Source organism: Actinacidiphila polyblastidii (genome assembly GCF_036353415.1).
Taxonomy (GTDB): domain Bacteria; phylum Actinomycetota; class Actinomycetes; order Streptomycetales; family Streptomycetaceae; genus Actinacidiphila; species Actinacidiphila polyblastidii.
The window spans coordinates 14,366-33,577 of record NZ_JAZEWV010000042.1 but is presented as its reverse complement, the minus strand read 5'-3'; the positions used below and the strand labels follow the sequence as shown (position 1 = coordinate 33,577).

16 protein-coding genes and 3 pseudogenes are annotated in these 19,212 nt (G+C 69.0%); 9 read left to right on the top strand and 10 right to left on the bottom strand.

The window, feature by feature from the left end; translation table 11 throughout:
* Positions 1 to 231: 231 nt before the first annotated feature.
* A complete protein-coding gene (locus tag V2S66_RS30385; RefSeq protein WP_330799962.1) occupies positions 232 to 711 on the bottom strand; it encodes a hypothetical protein in 480 nt (159 codons plus the stop codon).
* 228 nt (positions 712 to 939) lie between these two features.
* Positions 940 to 1,874 (bottom strand): annotated as a pseudogene (locus V2S66_RS30380) (IS5 family transposase).
* Between the two features lie 81 nt (positions 1,875 to 1,955).
* Between V2S66_RS30380 and V2S66_RS30375 the strand changes: the two are divergent.
* From V2S66_RS30375 to V2S66_RS30360, 4 genes and pseudogenes are all read left to right on the top strand, one after another.
* The gene (locus tag V2S66_RS30375; RefSeq protein WP_330799961.1) at positions 1,956 to 2,354 is read left to right on the top strand and encodes a CPCC family cysteine-rich protein; all 399 of its coding nucleotides are present in this window, start codon (positions 1,956 to 1,958) and stop codon (positions 2,352 to 2,354) included.
* Between the two features lie 32 nt (positions 2,355 to 2,386).
* The gene (locus tag V2S66_RS30370) at positions 2,387 to 2,785 is read left to right on the top strand and encodes a transposase (RefSeq protein ID WP_330799960.1); all 399 of its coding nucleotides are present in this window, start codon (positions 2,387 to 2,389) and stop codon (positions 2,783 to 2,785) included.
* Positions 2,786 to 2,790: 5 nt separating this feature from the next.
* A pseudogene (locus V2S66_RS30365) lies at positions 2,791 to 3,039 on the top strand (IS3 family transposase); the annotation flags it as partial.
* On the top strand, positions 2,978 to 3,712 hold the full coding sequence (locus tag V2S66_RS30360; protein ID WP_330799959.1) for an IS3 family transposase: 735 nt from the start codon (positions 2,978 to 2,980) through the stop codon (positions 3,710 to 3,712). The pseudogene V2S66_RS30365 and the gene V2S66_RS30360, both read left to right, overlap by 62 nt.
* A 30-nt stretch (positions 3,713 to 3,742) precedes the next feature.
* On the opposite strand, the gene V2S66_RS30355 is transcribed toward V2S66_RS30360, so the two are convergent.
* The 5 genes from V2S66_RS30355 to V2S66_RS30335 all read right to left on the bottom strand — a co-directional run bounded on the left by V2S66_RS30355 (position 3,743) and on the right by V2S66_RS30335 (position 10,263).
* On the bottom strand, positions 3,743 to 4,351 hold the full coding sequence (locus V2S66_RS30355) for a hypothetical protein (protein WP_330799958.1): 609 nt from the start codon (positions 4,349 to 4,351) through the stop codon (positions 3,743 to 3,745).
* Positions 4,348 to 7,125: an ATP-binding protein gene (locus V2S66_RS30350; protein WP_330799957.1), complete on the bottom strand. Its 2,778-nt coding sequence runs from the start codon at positions 7,123 to 7,125 to the stop codon at positions 4,348 to 4,350. Before V2S66_RS30350 ends, V2S66_RS30355 begins: the two co-directional genes overlap by 4 nt.
* A gap of 103 nt (positions 7,126 to 7,228) precedes the next feature.
* Positions 7,229 to 7,972, bottom strand: coding sequence for a hypothetical protein (locus V2S66_RS30345; protein WP_330799956.1), 744 nt, complete (start codon positions 7,970 to 7,972; stop codon positions 7,229 to 7,231).
* Between the two features lie 164 nt (positions 7,973 to 8,136).
* A complete protein-coding gene (locus V2S66_RS30340; protein ID WP_330799955.1) occupies positions 8,137 to 9,189 on the bottom strand; it encodes a hypothetical protein in 1,053 nt (350 codons plus the stop codon).
* Positions 9,190 to 9,663: 474 nt separating this feature from the next.
* Positions 9,664 to 10,263: a hypothetical protein gene (locus V2S66_RS30335; RefSeq protein ID WP_330799954.1), complete on the bottom strand. Its 600-nt coding sequence runs from the start codon at positions 10,261 to 10,263 to the stop codon at positions 9,664 to 9,666.
* 484 nt (positions 10,264 to 10,747) lie between these two features.
* Between V2S66_RS30335 and V2S66_RS30330 the strand changes: the two genes are divergently transcribed.
* The 4 genes from V2S66_RS30330 to V2S66_RS30315 all read left to right on the top strand — a co-directional run bounded on the left by V2S66_RS30330 (position 10,748) and on the right by V2S66_RS30315 (position 16,041).
* Positions 10,748 to 11,446 (top strand): response regulator transcription factor, encoded by a 699-nt coding sequence (locus V2S66_RS30330; RefSeq protein ID WP_330799953.1) that lies wholly within the window; start codon positions 10,748 to 10,750, stop codon positions 11,444 to 11,446.
* Positions 11,447 to 11,490: 44 nt separating this feature from the next.
* Positions 11,491 to 12,792, top strand: a complete 1,302-nt coding sequence (locus tag V2S66_RS30325; protein ID WP_330799952.1) for a sensor histidine kinase — start codon at positions 11,491 to 11,493, stop codon at positions 12,790 to 12,792.
* 685 nt (positions 12,793 to 13,477) lie between these two features.
* Positions 13,478 to 14,683 (top strand): polysaccharide lyase family 7 protein, encoded by a 1,206-nt coding sequence (locus V2S66_RS30320; protein ID WP_330799951.1) that lies wholly within the window; start codon positions 13,478 to 13,480, stop codon positions 14,681 to 14,683.
* Between the two features lie 62 nt (positions 14,684 to 14,745).
* On the top strand, positions 14,746 to 16,041 hold the full coding sequence (locus tag V2S66_RS30315; RefSeq protein ID WP_330799950.1) for a galactose-binding domain-containing protein: 1,296 nt from the start codon (positions 14,746 to 14,748) through the stop codon (positions 16,039 to 16,041).
* Positions 16,042 to 16,403: 362 nt separating this feature from the next.
* Here V2S66_RS30315 and V2S66_RS30310 read toward each other — a convergent pair whose 3' ends face one another.
* Both V2S66_RS30310 and V2S66_RS30305 read right to left on the bottom strand, forming a co-directional pair.
* Positions 16,404 to 16,544 (bottom strand): GNAT family N-acetyltransferase, encoded by a 141-nt coding sequence (locus V2S66_RS30310; protein WP_330799949.1) that lies wholly within the window; start codon positions 16,542 to 16,544, stop codon positions 16,404 to 16,406.
* Between the two features lie 373 nt (positions 16,545 to 16,917).
* Entirely contained in the window at positions 16,918 to 17,541 is a 624-nt protein-coding gene (locus V2S66_RS30305; RefSeq protein ID WP_330799948.1) for a hypothetical protein, read from the bottom strand.
* Between the two features lie 159 nt (positions 17,542 to 17,700).
* On the opposite strand from V2S66_RS30305, the pseudogene V2S66_RS30300 reads away from it, so the two are divergent.
* Positions 17,701 to 17,997 (top strand): annotated as a pseudogene (locus V2S66_RS30300) (hypothetical protein); the annotation flags it as partial.
* A gap of 404 nt (positions 17,998 to 18,401) precedes the next feature.
* Here the strand turns inward: V2S66_RS30300 and V2S66_RS30295 are convergent.
* Positions 18,402 to 19,133, bottom strand: coding sequence for a response regulator (locus tag V2S66_RS30295; protein ID WP_330799947.1), 732 nt, complete (start codon positions 19,131 to 19,133; stop codon positions 18,402 to 18,404).
* Between the last annotated feature and the right edge of the window lie 79 nt (positions 19,134 to 19,212).

Here is a 19,212-nt window from a genome sequence, read left to right as displayed (position 1 = left end):
GCCGGCAGCTGCCGCACGCGCTCCTGAGGGACGTACGGCAGGTCCTTGATGAGTCCGTTTGTCAGGACTCGGGATCCGGCGCTGGTTGGCCAACGGCATAAATTCGTTTGCGGAGTTCTTCCTCCGCCCAGTCCAGATCCGTCCAGAGGTCCAGCCAGATCTGGTCTTTCCGGTCTGGTCCAGCCGGACCGCCACCCAGGAGAAGACGCCCGTGAGGATCTCCCTCTTGCGTTAGGTGACGGACAGGGCGAAGGAGACGGCCAGTCCGGCTCGCGTGACGAGCATGACGTTCTCGTCGTCGCGCGAGGGCCGGCCGCCGGTGAAGAAGCGGGAATCCTCCCGGATCTTGGCCCACTCCAGGACTGCGTTCGGGGCTTGCTGGTGCAGGCAATTGGCGATTGCATCACGGACTGCCTTGGCGGGATCTTCGCCGAGCCAGCCAAGCCAGTGATCAGGCTCAGTAAGCTTGGCGAACTCGTCCTTGGGTGGTCCGTAGTTGGGGTTCTCCTCGAACTCACCGGTCAGGTTGCCGTCCGCGTCAACGAGCCAGATCCCCTGGATCGCCTCGCCGGGGATGAAACCGTCCGGATGACCGATGTAGTCGGAGTCGATCGGGGCGACCGACCCGCCCGGGTTCGCCGCCGCCTCCGCCACCAACTCCGGTGGCGGCGACTTTCGTATGCGCTCTCGCTCGGCTTCGAAATCCTTCATTCGTTCCATCCCCCACCGTGTTGATCGCCGCAGCCAGCCGTCGACAGCCTGCACCGCACCGGGATGCTCGCATGGGCTGTGATCGGCCGCGCAGGCAGGTGCCACCCGAGCACCGCCATCACTTCCAGCCGGGTCGAGCGGACCGGCATGATCTCCCTCGGCCGCGTGGCCATGGACGGGAACCTGGGCCATGAGCAGGCAAGCGTGGACTAGAGCCTGTCCGGTCGATCATGTGCGGAGCCAGATGGTGAGGGCTGCGACGGTAACGGTGCCGAGGTAGACGTAGCCGCGTTTGTCGTAGCGCGTGGCCACGGCCCGGGACTGCTTCAGCTTGTTGATGGCCCGCTCCACGGTGTTGCGTTTCTTGTAGTGCTGTTTGTCGAAGGCGGGTGGCCGTCCGCCGCGTGAGCCCTTGCGCCGGCGGGCGGCCTGGCTGTCGGTCTTCTCCGAGATGGTGCAGGGGATGCCGCGTCGGCGCAGGCTGCCCCATCAGGGCCCGTTGCTGTACGCCCTGTCTGCGGCGAGGCTGTCGGGTTTCTTGCGCGGCCTGCCCGGCCCGGTGCGGAGAACGCGGATCTTGTCGAGCACCGGATCCAGCTGGGTGCAGTCGGCCCGCTGCCCGGGTGTGATGAGCAGGGAAAGCGGCCGACAGCGGCCCTCGGCACTCAGGTGGATCTTGGTGGTGAAGCCGCCCCGGGAGCGGCCAAGGCCCTCACCTGCCTCACCACCTCCGCCAGGCGGGCACGCAGGCTCTGCCATGGCAGTTCGTCCTGGTGCTCCACGCCCGGATCCCCTTTTGACGTGGCAGGGACGGGTGGCGGACTCATGCGGGCTCCCGCCGCGTGCTGGTGAGCGCGCACCACCGTGGAATCCACCCCGATGTCCCAGTCGATCCCACCCGCGGCATCGGCTGCGGCCTGGACCTGCTGGAGCAGCCGCTCCCAGGTGCCGTCCGCCGACCACAGCCGGTGCCGCTCATAGACCGTCTTCCACGGCCCGAACCGTTCCGGCAGGTCACGCCAGCGCACCCCGGTCCGCACCCGGTGAAGAATCCCGTCGATCACCTGCCGATGATCACGCCACCGCCCGCACCGACCATTGCCCACCGGCAGAAAAGGCCGCAACCGGTCCCACTCCGCATCCGTCAGATCACCCCGCCCCATACCCAGCCCAACGAGCAGAACATCAGACGGTCACATGATCGACCGGACAGGCCCTAGCTGGGCCGCGTCAGGATGACGATCGTGGACGTGAAGTACTCGTGCGTGAGCCATGGCCGTCTGACGATGGACGGGCCTCCCGGCTCGTATGAGATCTGCCCCGTGTGCTTCTGGGAGGACGACCAGGTTCAGCTTCGGTGGCCGGACTGGGCGATCGGAGCGAACCCGAGAACCTCCCTGATCGCCCAGCGCAACTTCGAGGCATTCGGCGCCAGTCATGAGCGGTTCCTCGAACATGTCCGCCCTCCCACCGAGGACGAGCCATTGGACCGGAGTTGGCGCCCCATCGATCCAGATCGTGACCGCTTCGAACCCCAGGGAGTTCAGCTCGCGGCCTGGCCGGATGACCGCACGGTCTTGTATTGGTGGCGATATCGCAATCCGGGATTCTGGCGGCCTCCGCTCGACGACCGCGCGTCCTGAGGCAGACCCCGACCGTTGCTCCAGTCGCATCGATGAACGACCTCAAAGGCGGTCCAACCGCGCCGGGTTTGGTGGAGACTCGATTTCGTGCAGGGATTCGAGTTAAGGCACGTCCTTCTTCCTACCCGCCTGAGCTGAGGCGTCGTGCGGTGCGCATGGTCGCTGAGGTCCTCGGGGACTATCCGAACGAGTCGGCCGCGCTGAGGGCCGTCGCTGAGAAGCTGGGCATCGGTTCCGCGGAGACCCTGCGCAACTGGGGGCGGCGGGAACAAATTGACTCCGGGCAGCGCCCGGGGACGACCACCGAGGAATCCGCGCAGATCAAGGCAATGAAGAAGGAGATCGCCGAGCTGAAACGGGCGAACGAGATCCTCAAGGCCGCGGCGAGTTCCTTCGCGGCCGAGCTCGACCGGCCACACTCACGCTCGTAGCGTTCATCGACGAGCACCGGGCCCGCTCCGGCGGTGTCGAGCCGATCTGCCGCGTCCTGACCGGGCACGACTGCAAGATCGCCCCCTCCACCTACTACGCGGCGAAGAAACGGCTCGCCGCCCCCTCGGCCGGACAGACGCGCGATGCCGTCCTCAAGGAGCTGATCGCCGAGGTCCACGAGGCCAAATTCCGTGTCTACGGCGCCAGGAGAGTCTGGCGTGAGCTGCACCGCCGGGGCCACGAAGTGGCCCGGTGCACCGTCGAACGCCTCATGCGGGAACTCGGCGTCACCGGCGCCGTCCGCGAAAAGAAGGTCGTCACCACGATCCCTGACGGCACCGTCGAGCGGGCACCGGACCTGCTGGACCCGCAAGTTCGTCGCGCCGGCCCCGAACCGCTGCCGGGTCGCCGACTTCACCTACGTCAGCACCTGGTCAGGAGTCGTCTACGTCGCCTTCGTCGTGGACACTTTCTCCCGCCGGATCGTCGGCTGGTCAGCCGCGACATCGAAGGAGACCAGGCTCGTCCTGGACGCCCTGGATATGGCCTTGTGGCAGCGCGCCCGCGAAGAACGCCCCTATCAGCGAGACGAGTTGATACATCACTCGGATGCCGGTTCGCAGTACACGAGTTTCCGGCTCGCCGAGCACCTTGACGCCGTCGGCATCGCCGCGTCGATCGGCTCGGTCGGCGACGCCTACGACAACGCCCTCATGGAGTCCGCGATCGGCCTGTTCAAGACAGAGCTGATCAAACCGGGCCGCCCCTGGAGGACGCTCTCCCAGGTCGAGCTGGCCACCGCTGAATGGGTTGACCGGTACTGCCACCGCCGTCTCCACGGTGAAACAGGGCACATCCCACCCGCCGAATACGAGACCAACTACTACCTCACCACCACGAAACCCCAGGTCACAACCACAAACTGAGATCTCCACCGAACCCGGGGCGTTCAAACCTCACTGCCTGTCGTAGTATCCCTTCCCCTCCTTGGGGACGAAGAAGGTGCCGCCTCCTGCGTCGCGGGAGATGAAGGTCCCTCTGCCCGGATCATCCGGGTCTCCGTGATACTTCCAGTATTTCGTCCCTTCGCCCCTGTTTGTCGTCCTCAGAGGCTCGCAGGCATCGGGGGATTCGAGAACATCCGTAAGATGGTCCTCTACCTGTTGGGGAGTCATTCCAGGGAACTCCTCAGAATGCTTGGGCCAGGAGTGATCGTTGCCCATCAGTTCACGGGCATAGCCCCTCGCCTCGGCCTTTCGGGCGTTCTCCAGATCTTCCTCCGTCGGAGTGCTGTCGGTGGACGAGTGCTCCGCGTCGATCTCGTCCTCGGTGGGGTCCGGGTAGTCCAGTAGTTCCCGACCGTCCTCCTTGTCCGATCGCCCGGAGCCCGGGTTGGCCTCGGCCCACGCGTGGGCGGGCACGTCGTCCCAGGCGGAATCCCAGTCGTCCCGCGGCGGGGGCATGTCGGGCTGCTGGTTGACCTGATCCGCGAGGCTCGGTCTTTCCCCGGACGCATCCGAGCTCCTCCCGTCTCCAGGGAACGCGAGGTCGTCCTGGTCGCTCACTGTGGTGCCTTCCTGTCTTGTGCGTGTCGTCGGAAGCGCTGGACCCAGGGCAGGATTTCGTTGCGGTAGGCGGCGCGGCTGGTGTGGACGAACACGCAGGCTTCGTAGTCCGCTGTCCCGGCCATGGTTGCTTCGTGGGGGGCGAGGGGGGCGGCGGCTTCACGTATGAACGCGGTTATCTCCGCCCACCAGGGGCCGCGGTCCTCGGCCCCTTCCGGGTATCGGCTGATCCGCTCTCGGAGGGCAAGTGCGTGTTCGTCGGTGACGATCGTGGCGGCGCGGGAGCGGAACTGGCAGCGGTGGGCGCAGCCGTCGCATTCAGGGAAGGGGGCGAGGGCCTGGTCGATGGTGGCTTCAGTGGTGGTGAGGGTGTGGAAGCGCCGGCGGAGTTCGGTGTCTGTGGCCAGGGGTGCGCGGGGGATGCCGGCAGTGCGGGCGGCGTCGGCGCGGATGTCGGGGACCTGGATGAGGGCGGGGCGGTCGAGAGCGTCGTGGTGGGCGAAGGCGGTGAAGGGGGTGAGGGTGGCGGCGTAGCGTTTCTGGTCGTCGGAGAAGCGCATGGCCGAGCCGACGACGGTGCGGTCGTCCTCGGCGGGCAGTCGGTGCATGATCTTGAGGTTGGTGTTCTTGTAGGCGTCCTCGACGAGTTTGCCGGGGACCTGTTCGACGATGAGGAGGGCTTCGCCGTACTTGCGGTTCTCGGCGAGGGTGTTAGCGAATGCCTGGGCGGCGCGGGCCTGGGCGTTGCCTTCTTTGGCGTCGCCGCCGGTGACGGGTTTGCCGAGCAGGCGGTGGGCTTCTTCGATGACGGTGACGTGGGCGAGGGCGCCGCCGGGGCGGGTGGCCTTGTAGTGCTCGGTCATGGTCTGCAGCAAGAGCGCGGTCAGGAGGGACTGTTCCTTCTCGTTGTCGCCGACGCCGGCGAGTTCGATTACGACGGGGCGGCGCAGCAACTGGTCGACGGGGTAGGAGTGGGTGCAGTCCAGGGTGCTGGCACAGGCACCTTCGGCGAGGGATTCCGCGCGCAGGCGTGAGGCGGCGATGATGTTGGAGCGGACCTCGCCGGAGTAGTCGAGGTTGCCGGTGGCTTCGCGCATGCGGGTGACGAAGTCGGACAGGGTGGGCCAGTTGCCGTCGTGGCGCGGTGCGGAGATGTCGGTGGTGACGATGCCGCGGCGGGCGTAGGCGGCGCGCAGGGCTCGGTTGTAGATGGCCGGCAGCGGGTCCCACAGGCCGAAGGCGGCGTCGAAGCAGGCCAGCAGCGCGGCGATGTGTCCGCTGATGCGCACACCGTGGGGTACGGCGAACGGGTTGAGCCGCAGGGGGGCGATGCTTTCGTCGCCGGCGGTGAGGACCAGCAGGTCTTCCATGCCGGGGCGGGTGGCGAGCCAGCGGTAGTCGTCCAGGGTGGTGTTGACCGGTTCCAGGACGAGGAAGGGGATGCGGTGGTCGCGCCATAGTTGCTCGCACAGGTTGAGGCTGGTGTTGGTCTTGCCTGAGCCGGTGGTGCCGACCAGGAGAGTGTGGCGGGTCAGTGCCGGTAGTTCGATGCCGAGGGGACCGGTGGGCCGGTCGTCGACGAGTTGGCGGCCGAGGACGAGGTGGGGGCCGGTGGGGGTGTAGGCGCTCTCCAGGGCCATGCCGGGGCGGCGGACGGGGAAGCCGGGCACGTGGCCGTGCACGGCCAGGGGAAAGCGCAGAATAGCGCCGGCCTCGCGGGTGTCGGCCAGTTCGGCGGTCAGCCGGATCACGGCGGGCGGCGGTTGCGGCAGGTCCCGCAGGTAGGCGGTGTCCCAGCGGCGCTGGTCCAGGGTGACCAGGTTGTGCCGGGCGATGCCGGCCTCCTCGCCGACAGGCCGGATGACGATGTGCGCGGGGCCGTTGAGCGCGGGGCTGCGTTCGGAGTCCTCGGTCGCCCGCTCCGGTGGGGACATCACGGAGGCGACGAGCTGGGTGAGCGCGTCGGTCAGCGGGGCCGGTGAGGCGAGGGTGACGCGGGTGCGGAAGGAGCGGGCGGGGTAGCGGCGGGCGGCGTCGGAATACCAGCGGGCGGCGTCGATCGCGAACGCTTCGGGTGCCAGGTCGGCGCCCTGGGACCACAGGCCGTCGGGCTGCCGGCCGGGGGCGGCCAGCCGGCCGTAGGCCGTGGCCAGCTCGTGCAGGGCGATCCCGAGCTCACCGCCATCGTGATACGGCGCCAGTCCGACCGCCAGCAGGACCTGTTCGGGGTGGACGGCCAGTGCCTGCCACAGCGGTTCCCAGGAGGGGGCGGCGGCGGTGTAGGGCTGGACAGCCAGGTAGTGGTCGACCCCGGCGTCCGGACGGTTGGGCCGGCCCAGCCGGATCCGCTTGCGGATGTCGGCCAGACCGGCCGGGTGCGGATCGAACGGGTCCAGCCACGCGCCGAGTTCACCGGCGGCGGTGATCTCGGTGGCCTGGACGTGGCGCGGGGTACGGGCGAGCCGGGCGCGCAACGCCAGCGCCGCGGTGACCGCCTCGGGCTCGCTCGGGGCGGTCACCCGGCCCAGCAGCGCGCAGGAGATCCGCTGCGTCGCGGGGTCGTTGCGGTAGCGCAGTTCGACGCGGGCACGGCGTGCGTGCTCCCACTGCCCGGCCAGCCACGCCGCCTCCGCGGCCGCGGCCTTGACCAGGCGTTCCTGCTCGGACAGGTCGGCGTACTCGCGGGTCTCGGTCAGATCCGCTGCGGCATCCACCCGCACCCCGACCCAGGCCGTGACCGCCCCGCCGCCCCGGGTGAGCAGCACACCGGGCACGTCGGCGGCAACGACCTCGCCGGCCGGGCTCGGTGCGAGGGCGCCGGGGCGCGGTGGGACAGCCGGGGGCCGAGGGACCGGCTTGTCGGCCGCGCGGGTGCGATCACGTCGCAGGCGCATCGGGGCCGTCCAGGTCGTGGATGGGCAGATCCATTCCGAAGGTCGCGGCCAGCGGAACCTCGACGCGGTTCATGGCCGCCTCGGCGCCCTCCAGGACCGCGGAGTGCACCGCCTCACGCATGGCCCGCACCTTCTCGGTGCGCAGCATCTGGTTGACGTCGCCGGAGCGGCCGCCGATGCCGCCCAGGAGGTCCTTCCAGATCAGGTCCTTCCAGTAGGTCCTGACCAGGATGTGGCGGCGGCGGTTGCGGTACATCGTCCAGCCGATGTAGAGGCTGGTGCCGTAGGCGAAGACGGTCACGTAGATCTCGTAGGACCGGTCGCGGACCAGCAGGCGGTTGTTGACGACCTCGCGGTTCAGGATGTCGCTGCGGATCCGGGTGGGCTTGGCGCGCACGGGGATGTGCCGCTGGTCAAGAGCGGCGAACACCGCCGCGTAGGCCGAGGTCGCCGCGTCGGCCCGGTCCTCGATCACCGTCCGGTACTCCGAGATGGTGTCGGTCTCGATCGGCAGGAACTGAAGGATCGTGACCAGCAGCCACCACACAAGGAGCTGGTACCAGGGAGCGGTGGGCACGAAGGTGAGGCCGTGGGTGTGGAGAGGGATCACTACCAGGTTGAGGAAGATCGCGACGGGCACGAAGGCGAGCGACCCCAGCACGAAGGACGACAGGGCGTTGTGCAGCACCCACTGGAAGGAGACGGCCTCGCTGAGGCTGGTCTCCACCGGCAGGTATCCGGGCCGCTGAGCGGGGAAAGGGCTGGTTCCGGCGGCGGCCGGTCGGCCGGTGGGCGGAGCTGTCGCGGAGGGCGGCGGAGCAGTCATTGCGGTTCTCCTGTCGGTTGCGCGCGGCTGAGGGGGCGGTCGGGTGGTGTCGGCAGGCAGCGTGGTCACTGGAAGGTGACGGCGATCCCGTCGGCACCGGAGGCCGCGGTGCCCTGCACGTCGAAGTCCACGTCCCCGCTGGTGTGGGCGGGTGTGCCGAAGTCGTCGTAGGTGGCGGTGTAGTGGACCCGTCCCTGGTGACCGTCGTCGCTGAAGTCGGCCTCGCCCGCGTCACTGGACATCGAGTCGGGGTCGCCGGCCGTGACGGTCAGCGCGGGATGGCGGGTGATGCTCCAGGTGATGGCGGTGACCTCGCCGGAAACGGCGTTGAGCGCGCTGAAGGGACAGCCCTGGGGGGAGCCCTCGTGCGAGGTGGCGCAGGTGTCCAACGCCTGGTCGACCTCGGTGGTCACCAGGGCCTCGGCGCCCGGCAGCAGCCGCGGCTTCCCGAGGTCGGCGGTCAGCCGCGGGTCGCCGGGAGTGCTGTCCGGGTCCGTGCGGGTGGTGGCGCGCTGCCCGGCCAGCAGGGAAGTGGCGGGAACGGACGCGGTGTAGGAGCCGGGCAGCACCCGCAGCGGCGACGAGGTGGCGTCCCAAGGGATCGTGATTCCGTTGACGGTCACCTCGCGGCCCGCCGCCACGCTGATGTCGAGGTCGAGGAACGGGTTGTCCAGCCGGAAGCGGCCGTGCGCGCCGGAGTCCTTGCCGACGCCGAGGGTCTGGCCGACCGTCCGGTGGCCGGTACGGTAGGTGACCTCCACCTGCGTCTCGGACATGCCGCCGAAGCCGACCTCGGTGCTGCTCACCACCTTCAGGTCGGTGGGCCGGTCCGACGCGGCGGACAGCGCCTTGTCCACCAGCAGCGGGTCGCGGCCCGTGACCGGACCGTTCGACGAGTTCACCAGGGCGAGGGCGTCCGCGACCTCGCCGCGGGCCAGATCGGAGAAGTACTCCCGCACGGTGGACGTCGCGGTCACCGGAGCGGGACGGGTGAGCGCGTACGCGGCCACGCCAGCAGTCAGCGCGACGGCCGCGGCGGCGGCGGTCAGCGCGGTTCGACGGCTCGGCCTGCGCAGCCGAAACGCCGGCCGCGCGGGATGGTCGGACAGGTCCAGCACCAGCCCGGACCCCGCCCGTCCGGTGGCCGGCGCCCGAGTGGCGAGCCGCGGGCCGGGGCCCGGTGCCGGGACGGCGGGTGCCGCGGACGGCGCGTAGGCCGGCAGGGGCGGAGGCGCCGGTACGCCGCCCGTCGTGGCGAGACCGCACGAGCGGCAGACTCCGTCCTGCGGCGTAACGGGCTCCTGGCACCGGCCGCACCTGCGGGCCGCGTTCGATGTGATGTGGTTCATGACTCCCCCTCGCCTGCACGCCATCGAGTTATCGAAGGACTCAGGATCTGTTCCGGGCAGCGGCCGGGGGCCGCGGGGCCCGTCTCCAGCCGTCGCGTAAGGACTGGACCTGTCAGAAACGTACGAGCGGTGCCCGGGGCGGAAACAGTCGTCCGTCTGTCGGTCCTTTGCACCACAGTGGCCGCACCACAGCGGCCGAACGTCCCTGCGGTGCACCGCAGCAGGGGTGGCTCGACCTTGTCGCTACGGCGGGGGAGGGCCCGGGGACGATGAGGGCCGAACCTGGGCGTCGAAGGCGTCGGGGTCGTCGACCGCCCGGCCGTACCGGGCGGCCGGGTCGTCGCTGTGGGCGCCCTGGAAGCAGGACGCGGGCAGCCAGGCCCGTACGGCGGTGAGCGCGGCTGGCAGCCAGCGGGTCTGCCACTCGAGCTGGGCCCGGCCGTCAGCTCCCGCACCCTCGTAGGCGGCGCTCCAGGCGTTGTGCAGCGCGGTCACGGTGTCCACCGCGGCGGGGTGCCGCCACCAGCACGCGGGCAGGTCGTCCGCCAGCGGGTAGCGGGTGTGCAGCCACCCCAGCCACTCAGCGACCGCCGCCCGCACGGGTTGGGCGCCCAGGCCATCCCGAAACCGCGGACCGTGCTTGTCCGCTGCCCCCATGGCCTCGTCCAGCCGGCCGGTCAGCGTCCTGAACGCCCGGTCCACCTCGGACAGCAGCAGGTGCACGTCCTGGCGCAACCGGTCAATCTCCGTCTGCTGCCGTTCGCTGTCGCGCGTGACCGCGTGGAGCCGTTGCAGCAATGAGGCGTACCGGGCGTCGGCGTCACCCGCGGCGCGGCCCGTCACCGTTGGCCCCGCCGCCCGGCCGGTGACGGCCGCCCCGAAGCCGGCCGGGGGCATGCCCGCCACAGGTGACAGAGGGCGGTCACCGGACGTGAATGTGCCGGCCGCGCCGTACAACACCCGCCGGCCGAGCGGGTGTGCGGCGACCGGACCGCCCGGCGGAACGTCTGCGCACTGCGGTGCGCGGTTCCGCCGGTCTCGGCCGTCGCGCGGTGGCGGCCTGTGCCACGGTGATGCCGGCGCATCGCATCCCCTGTCGAAACGTTGGACCGCGGATCGGATCCGCCCACCGTGACGCCGCCACCCCCCGTGGAAACAGTCGGCTATTCGCAGGACACCGGCCAGTGGCGCGCTTGCCCGGCGGCCGGCCAGCCGTCCAAGCGGCCGCCGTCATCCACGTGGTCTCCGTACGCGGCCACGATCCTGGCCCGGGAGCACACAGTGGAAGCCCTTGCCGGGTCGGCCGCCCATCCGCGAAGGTGACCTCATGTCAGATGCCATCCGGATAGCGATCGTGGACGACCATCCGCTGACCCGGCGCGGTGTGGAGTCGATTCTGCGGGAGCAGCCGGACTTCGAGGTCGTCGGTTCCTGCGACGACCCCGGCGTGCTGCCGGCCCCGGCGCGGTTCGACGTCCTGGTCCTCGACTTGTACCTCGGCACTGACGAGCCGTCCCTGGACGTGGTCGGGCAGTGGGCTGAACAGGTCAAGGTGCTGGTGGTCTCCGCCTCGGGCCGGGCCGCCGACGTCGTGGCGTGCATCCGCCGTGGCGCCAGCGGCTACCTCACCAAGAGCGCCGGCACCGCCATGTTCGCCTCCGCGGTCCGCACCGTCGCCACCGGCGGCTTCGCGCTGTCACCCCAACTGGCGGACATCCTCAGCGGGGAATTGGCCCGCGAACGGCGGATGCGCGGCGGCCGTCCACCGGCTGCCGCCTTGCCCGCGAGCACCGACCGGCCGGAGCTTTCACCGCGGGAGGAAGAAGTCCTCGGGCACATCGCCAACGGCTACACCCACGCGCAGATCGCCACCCGCATGAAGCTCGGCAAATCCACCGTCGACACCTACGTCGAACGCATCCGCCACAAACTCCAGGCCGGCAACAAAGCCGAACTCACCCGACTCGCCATCGAACGCGAGACCGCCGAGCGGACTCCGCCCACCGACCCGCGGGCCACGAGGTGAGCAGGTTCCCAGCCGATCCACACCGCCCCGGCCCCCTTTTCGCGGTGACCGCTCCCATGGACCCGGCCGGCCCCCCGCCCGGCTCCGCGCTGGCGCGGGTGGACCGCCTCGAAGTGCTCATCGCGATCCTCGCCAAGGCCGCCGGACTGGCCAACATCGCGATCGCCCTGCTGTCGGCGGGATCACACTTCCCGACCCTGACCGGGCCACTGTTCCTCGCCCTGGCGGTGGCCGCCGAAACGATCGCCCTGTGCGGCTACCTCCACCACCGCGGCCTGCTGCCGCCCAAGGCGGTGGCCGCCGACGCCCTTTTCTGCGCCGCGGCCCTCACCGCCAACGCCCTGCTCGAAGCATCCGACCCCCGGCTCCTGCACACCTGGGGGTTCTTCGTCTACCCCTTCAGCGTCATCAGCCCCGTCCTGATCGGCGCCTGCTTCGGCCGCTTCCCGGTCATGTACGCCTGGAGCGCGCTGCTGGGCGCCACCTACATCGCTATCTCCACCACCCTGACCGGTGAACCGGTATGGAACGCGGTGCCCAACTCAGTCACCTATTTCGTGGTCGGCCCGATCGCCTGGCTCATCGACCGCGAACTGCGCCGCACCGCACGATCAGCCGACCACAACCGGGCCGAAGCCGTCACCCACGCGGCCATCGCGGCCAAGGAACGCGAACGCGCCCGGCACCAACGACTTCTGCACGACCGTGTCCTGCAGACCATGGAACTCCTCGCCCAGGGCCAGCCCCTGCCGCCCACCAGAATCGCCGAGGAAGCCCTCTGGCTGCGCGCCTTGGTCAACGGCACCGACCCCGACCAGCCCGGCGACCTGCTCACCGCCCTGGGCGTACTGGTCCGGCGCCACACCCGCGACGGCCTGACCACCGACCTGCTCGCCTCCACCCTCCACCAGCCCGACAGCCCCCACCACACCCTCACCCCGGACGCCACCGCCGCCCTCCTGGGCGCCACCCACGAAGCCCTCACCAACATCCGCAAACACGCCGGCACCGACCACGCCACCCTCCACGCCACCGCCGACACCCGGCACGTCACCATCAGCGTCCTGGACCACGGCCGCGGCTACGACCCCGCCACCATCACCCCCGGCACCGGCCTCACCCACTCTGTCCACGGCCGCATCCACGACGCCGGCGGCACCGTCACCATCGACACCACCCCCGGTGACGGCACCCGCGTCGAACTCTGCATCCCCCTCACCGGTTCACCCCCTCGGTTACGGGAGACGACGCAGCCGCTGGCATCCAGGGCCCGGCAACGCTTTGCACACGCCGAACCACTATGTGATGTGGACAGAAACGGGTGCCGGACTCCGGACAGGGAGTGATCAGTGAGCCAGGTCGAGCCTGTACGGCGGATCGGGCGGCATCCGCAGCATTCGAAGAGGACTACCGGGCGAACGTCGAGCAGCTGACGCACTTCCTCGCGCGGCGGGTGAGCGACCCGTACCTGGTCGCTGACCGACCGCCGCGGGATGCTCCGGCACGCCGTCACCAGCGCCGAGACGTACCGCGGCGCATCGCCATCTGCCGGCTACCTGCCGAGCCACACCGATGACCGCAGGCAACTCGATCGCGGCGCGCGCCGATTTCGAGGCCACGAGGCGTTCGAGACGCTGCCTGCAAATAGTCGGCCTGTGTCGGGGCCGCGCGCCTCGCTCCACGCGTCCGGATTCCGACACACCGCCCCACCGGTGGCGAACCAGCACCGAAAATAGGGCTACTTGTGAACCTGCCTGCTGGAGATCGCAGCTACACGCTGTGATGAACTTCCGCCAGCTTGAGGCAATTTGACGGATGAGGTCTCACGGACGGCAACCCATGCGGGGCTGGTGCATACCGGAATCGGACCGCGTACCGCAACGAAGGTGACGCATAGACCCCTTTCCCCCGCAGCGTCGGGGCTGTCACTACCTCACACGTCTGGGAATACCGGGGTGATCGCTCCTATGATCTGCCGTCGGTTCCTGCAATCCGTTCCTGCAAGCAGAAGGAAAAAATCTCGTGAACGGTGTGGCGAGAAGGTCACGGTCCCGCAGACGGCTGGTGGTCTCAGCAGTCGCCTCGGCGATAGTAGCGGGGGCCGCGGTGATCGGTGTGCCGGGCTCCGCGCAGGCCGCGGACGTGGAGATCACCCCGTCGGCCTCTGGTGTCACGGCGAGCACGGACGACGGCGATGTACCTGGCAACGTCGTCGACAACAGTTATGCCACCCGCTGGTCTGGGCAGGGCCACGGTGCCTGGCTCCAGTTGGACCTGAGCGCGGTGCACACCGTCACGCATGTCAAGATGGCTGTCTACAAGGGCGACACGCGGAAGAACGTCTTCCAGCTCCAGTACTGGGACGGCGTCACGTGGCAGAGCGTGTACAGCGGTCACACCAGCGGCTCCTCGACGGGCTTGGAGTCGTTCTCCTTCTCGGCCGTGCAGACCTCGAAGGTCCGCTACGTGGGAGATGGCTACACGCTGGACAGCGACGGCTCCGCGGGTGAGTGGAACAGCCTCACCGAGGTCGAGGTCTGGGGTGGCCCGGCGACCGGTGGGGGTGGGGTTGGGACGCTGCCGGGGCAGGCACTCGATTTGACGAACTGGAAGGAGACCCTCCCCACCGGCCCGACCGAGGACCCCACCGAGATCTCGCAACCCCAGCTCGCCACGTACGACGACGCCCCGTACTTCACCGTCGCCCCCGGCGGCAAAGCCGTCCAGTTCCGCGCCGGCGTCAACGGCGTCACGACCAGCGGCTCGGGCTACCCGCGGTCCGAGTTGCGGGAGATGACCAACAGCGGTGCCAGCGAGGCGAGCTGGTCGTCCACCTCTGGTACGAGCACTTTCGTCGTCGATGAGGCGTTCACCCACCTGCCGAACACCAAACCGCAGGTCGTTGGCCTCCAAATCCACAACTCCTCGGACGACATAAGCGTCTTCCGCCTGGAGGGCAGCAACCTGTACGTCACCGACGGCAACGACACCCATCACAAGCTCGTCACCTCCAGCTACACCCTCGGCACCGAGTACGAGGCGAAGTTCGTCGTCGTCGGCGGCCAGATCAAGGCCTACTACAACGGCACGCTGGAGACGACGATCTCGTACTCCGGCTCCGGCAACTACTTCAAGACCGGCGCATACGTCCAGGCCAACTGCAGCAACTCCTCCCCGTGCAGCGACAGCAATTACGGCGAGGTCGACGTCTACAGCGCCACCGTCTCTCACACCTGAGGCACTTCGCGCACGACCACGCGCGCACGACCGAGCGCGCCACACCAGGAAGAGGCCGTCTCATGAAACGTATCCTGGTCGCTGCCCTGTGCGCCTCCGCGGCGCTCACCTCGCTGGTGATGCTGGGGCCGCCGGCGTCGGCGGCGACACTGCCGATCGTCGCGGCCACCGACAGCTCCGACGACGGTAACACCGCATCCAATGCGATCGACGGCAATCTGTCCTCGCGATGGTCGGGCGCCGGTGATGGGGTCTGGATCCGCTTCGACCTGGGGTCGGTCGCCACCGTCAACTCCGTGGCGCTGGCCTGGTACGACGGTGACAGCCGGAAGTCCACGTTCGACGTCCAGCTCTCCCAGGACGGCTCGGCGTGGACGACGGTGCTGTCCCGGGCGACCAGCAGCGGCACGACGCTGAACCTGGAGACGTACGCGTTCACCGGCGGGCAAGCCCGCTACGTGCGGATCGTCGGGCATGGCAACACCTCCTCCGACTCGTCCAAGTGGACGAGCGTCACCGAAGCGGCCGTCTCGGGCACCGGAGGGGGGACCACGCCGCCCCCCACGCAGACGCTCGGCGTCGGTGGCGTGGCGACACCCCCCGGCGCGATCCTCATCGCGAGCCAGACCTCGGAGTACACCATCACCTCCGGTGGAACCACGACGTCGCCCAAGGTCTACGATTGCCAGGGCCGGACCATCCGCGGCGGCGTCCTGATCAAGACGTCCAACGTGGTGCTGCAGAACTGCCGGGTCGATGCCGAGCAGAACTACGGCATCTACGCGGACAACGCCGACAACGTCACCGTCCAGAACAACGATATTAAAGGTATCAAGGGCCCCGGCGACCTGAACGCGATCACGTTCTTCGGCAACAAGACCAAGATTTTTTACAACACCGCCGTCAACTTCGTGACCGGCGATCCCGGCGACAGCCACACCGACTTCGTCCAAACGTGGGTCTCCAGCTCACACCCGACCGCCAGCGACAACGTGCAGATCCGCGGCAACCAGGCTATCGGTCCGGCGAACCCGGGCCGTGACAACGGCATCGGCAGCATCCACCAGTTCCTCATAGCCGAGGACTACGGCCAGGGCGGCAACAGCGGCGGGAACAGCGACGGCATGAAGAACTGGATCGTTGCCGACAACGAAGTCGGCGACAGCTGGAACCAGGCGATCAAGCTCGATGGCCCGGACAACGTCTCTCTCACCCGCAATCGGTTCGAGGGCTCCTCGGACCACGTGATGGACGTGACCTCCGCCTCGACGGGCGTGAAGTTCTACAACGACAACACGGTCGGCCCGAACTACAGATCCATCGGAATGAGCGTCACCCCGGGTACTGGACCCGCGTGAGCGGAGCGTCCTGACGCGTCCGAGCACGACCGCGGAGACACTGCGAAGACGATGAAGGGAACGGCCGAGGCGGCGCGCCGCCTCGGCCGCCACCGCTGGGACCGCCCGGAGCGCACTTTTGATGGCCCCGACGCAGGCACAGGCAGCCTGCGGGGTGATGGAAACGTTCTCCATCCAGGACACCAATCAAACCCAACCGGCAGCACAGTGCAGCTCGGCCAGCACGCCGGGGGCTCAACGCCGGCCATCATCCTGCTCACGTCGCGTGGGCATACTCAGCATCCAGGGTTAGAGCCGCCTCTTTGACGGTGGCCCAGTCGTCCGCGAGGAGACCGAGAATGACCTCGTCGGCCCATGTTCCCTTAAACCCATGAGCTGAGGCGCAGGATTCCTTCGACGGTGAACTCCGCCCGCTGGGCGCCCCGGAGCATCGGTGTGTTGTCCGCGAGGGCTTCCACTTGGAGCAGGTGGAAGCCCCGGACGGCGAAACCGTACGTGCACATGGCGGTCACGGCGTCGGTGGCCAGGCCCTGACCACGGAACCCGGGACGCAGTGCCTCCCCAGGTGGGCACAGCGGTTGTGCAGGTCCGCGCCCCAGACGACTGCCTCACCCGCTACCGCCTGCGAGCCCGCGTCCTCCACGGTGACGCAGGGGGCTCGTTGTCAGGCCCCGGTACCGCGAACGGCGACTGGGCCCCTGTCGGCAGGGGCCTCCAGGGGCGGTTGTCTCCCCGGACACGGGTGGCGACGTCCTCGTACAGCTCACTGCGCAGAAGATCCACATGGCTGTCACGCCGCGCTCGCAGCACGACCTTCCCGAATCTGATCACAGACGCATACGTAACGGACTCCTACCGGTGGCCGCAACGGCACTCCTAGAAACCAAGAACGGCTGTGAGGATTTGGGTGCTCCCGCTGCGGGTGTCAGTCCACACGCCGTGGAGGCCGTCATAACCGCAGGCAGCGAGCCTCTGGTATTTGCCAAGCCAGACGGTGGCGCCGGTACCGGCAGCCCGCAAGGGGTCGAACGGAGCCGAAGTGATCTTGACCGGCGGCAGGAACCGCGGCGCAGACCCGCCGGACGCCTCCGGCCGGGAGCAGAACAGCAGGACATCCATGAGGTGCGTATGCAGGTCCAGGGCGTAGACGCTGATGGCCAGGTGGCCATGGCTGTCAGCAGCGATCTGGGGCTGCAGACAGACCGTGCCGGTACGGGCGGCAGTCTCTTGCGCCGGCTCCCACGGCCCCTCGGCGCTACATGTTGCTGTGAGCAGGCGCGAGGTTCCGGTCGCCTCATCGAAGGCCGTCACCGCGGAAAAGCCCCGGCCGCCCGGGAGCGCGCCCAGCGTGGGGCCGCTCCTGGCCGACAGTGGGCTGAGGTCGGGGGCGGTCTCCCCCACCTCGATCAGGGTCTGGGTCGGACCGAAGGTGGTTCCGTAGTCGGTGGAAAACAGTGCCCGTACCGCAAGCCCTCCCGAGGACAGGTCAGTTGTGAACACGACACCGAGTCTGCCGTACCCAGCAGCCACGAGGACAGGTGAGGATGCGTGCCTCCCTACGCGAGGGCCCAGCGGTCGTAGCTGCTCGAAGGTCCGTCCCCCGTCCAGGGAGTGGGCCAGCACCAGCTCGTCGGTGGAGGTGCCGAACAGCCGGCCCACAACCACAACCTCGGCGACGCCATCGACGTGCTCGACCACGGACTCGACCTCAGCCGCCCCGGCACCGGCCGCCTCCTCATCATCGTCACCGACGCCCAGTACACCCCCGACGAAACCGCCGGGGCCGTCACCCGCATCAAACGCCTCACCACCGCCGGCTGCGTCGTACTCCAACTCACCCTTACCGCGAACTCCCGCCACCTGCCAGGGACCACCCCGCTCCACCCGCCCCAGCCCTCCAGCGCCCCCACCGCCATCGCCAAAGCCGCCACCGACGCCATCCGCAAAGCACGCTGAAACGCTGCCACACGACCAGCAGGACCAGACGCACAAGCCCCTGCCCGCCGACGCGCCGTCCCCCGAACCCACTCACGACCGAGTGACGGCGCATTCGTCTGCAGTAGACAACCCGCACCACCCCCTCGACGTGACTCTGGATTCATGCTCCCTGCGCGTCGGTGTGCGGCGCAGCTCATCGCAGACAGGCCGCCTGGCATCCGCCGAAACGCTCAGTACGAAATAGTCGGCTCACAGCCAGCCAGCTTGCACCAGCGCGCCGAGCATCTCCCGCAGCAGCGCACCGTGCCCGCCCCCCGGCGCGGTACTCCCCGCCCGCGCCTCAGCCTCAGCCTCAGCCTCAGCCTCATCGACCAAAGCCGCACTCGCTCCACTCGCTTCGGGGCCTCGACGAGGGTCTGGGGTCAGGTGCCTTCGGGGTGGGCGACCGTGTCGAGGAAGAAGTTGTCGATGCCGCGGACGGCACGGTTGAAGTCGTCGAGGTTCACCGGCTTGGTGACGTAGGCGTTCGCGTAGCTGCTGTAGGCGGCGTTGATGTCGTCGGGCGCCGACGAGGTGGTGAGCACGACGATCGGCACCGTGACCAGGGCAGGATCGGCCTTGAGGACGGCGAGGAGTTCCTGGCCGTTCATGCGCGGCATGTTCAGGTCGAGTACGAGCAGGTCTGGACGCGGCTGGGTCTCGTCGCGCAGGCGGGCGAGCGCGGCGATCCCGTCGGTCGCACGGTGCACCGTGCGCGCCATCCCGTGTTCGAGCAGGGCCTCCTCGATGAGCATCGCGTCGGCGTCGTCGTCCTCGACCAGCAACACCGTGTAGGAGCGGGTGGGCGCGGCGGAATCCATGGAGCGTCCTCGTGAGGTTTGGGGAACGTGATCAAAAACAAGGCCGGGCCAGCGTTTGCGGGCACCCTGGCGGGTGATGTTCCAGGCTGCGCCGAGCTGGCCGTAGTTGGCGCCCTGCGCCGCCGCGTCGCGGGCGGCCTGGAGCACTCGGGGCTGGAGTGCCTCGTTGAGCAGCGCCAGGGTGGCGAGCCGGTGGAGCGCGTCCGTCCGCGTGTCCGCGGGACCGGCTGCGCCGTCCGGACTCGCGGTCATCGCGGTGACGAGGCCGTCCAGGGCTCCACGAGCCCATCCCACCGGGTTTTCCCGTGTCGGAGGCCGCTCGTCGATGGTCACGGGTACAGCTTACGCACCCGCTCACCCGTGCGACAACCAT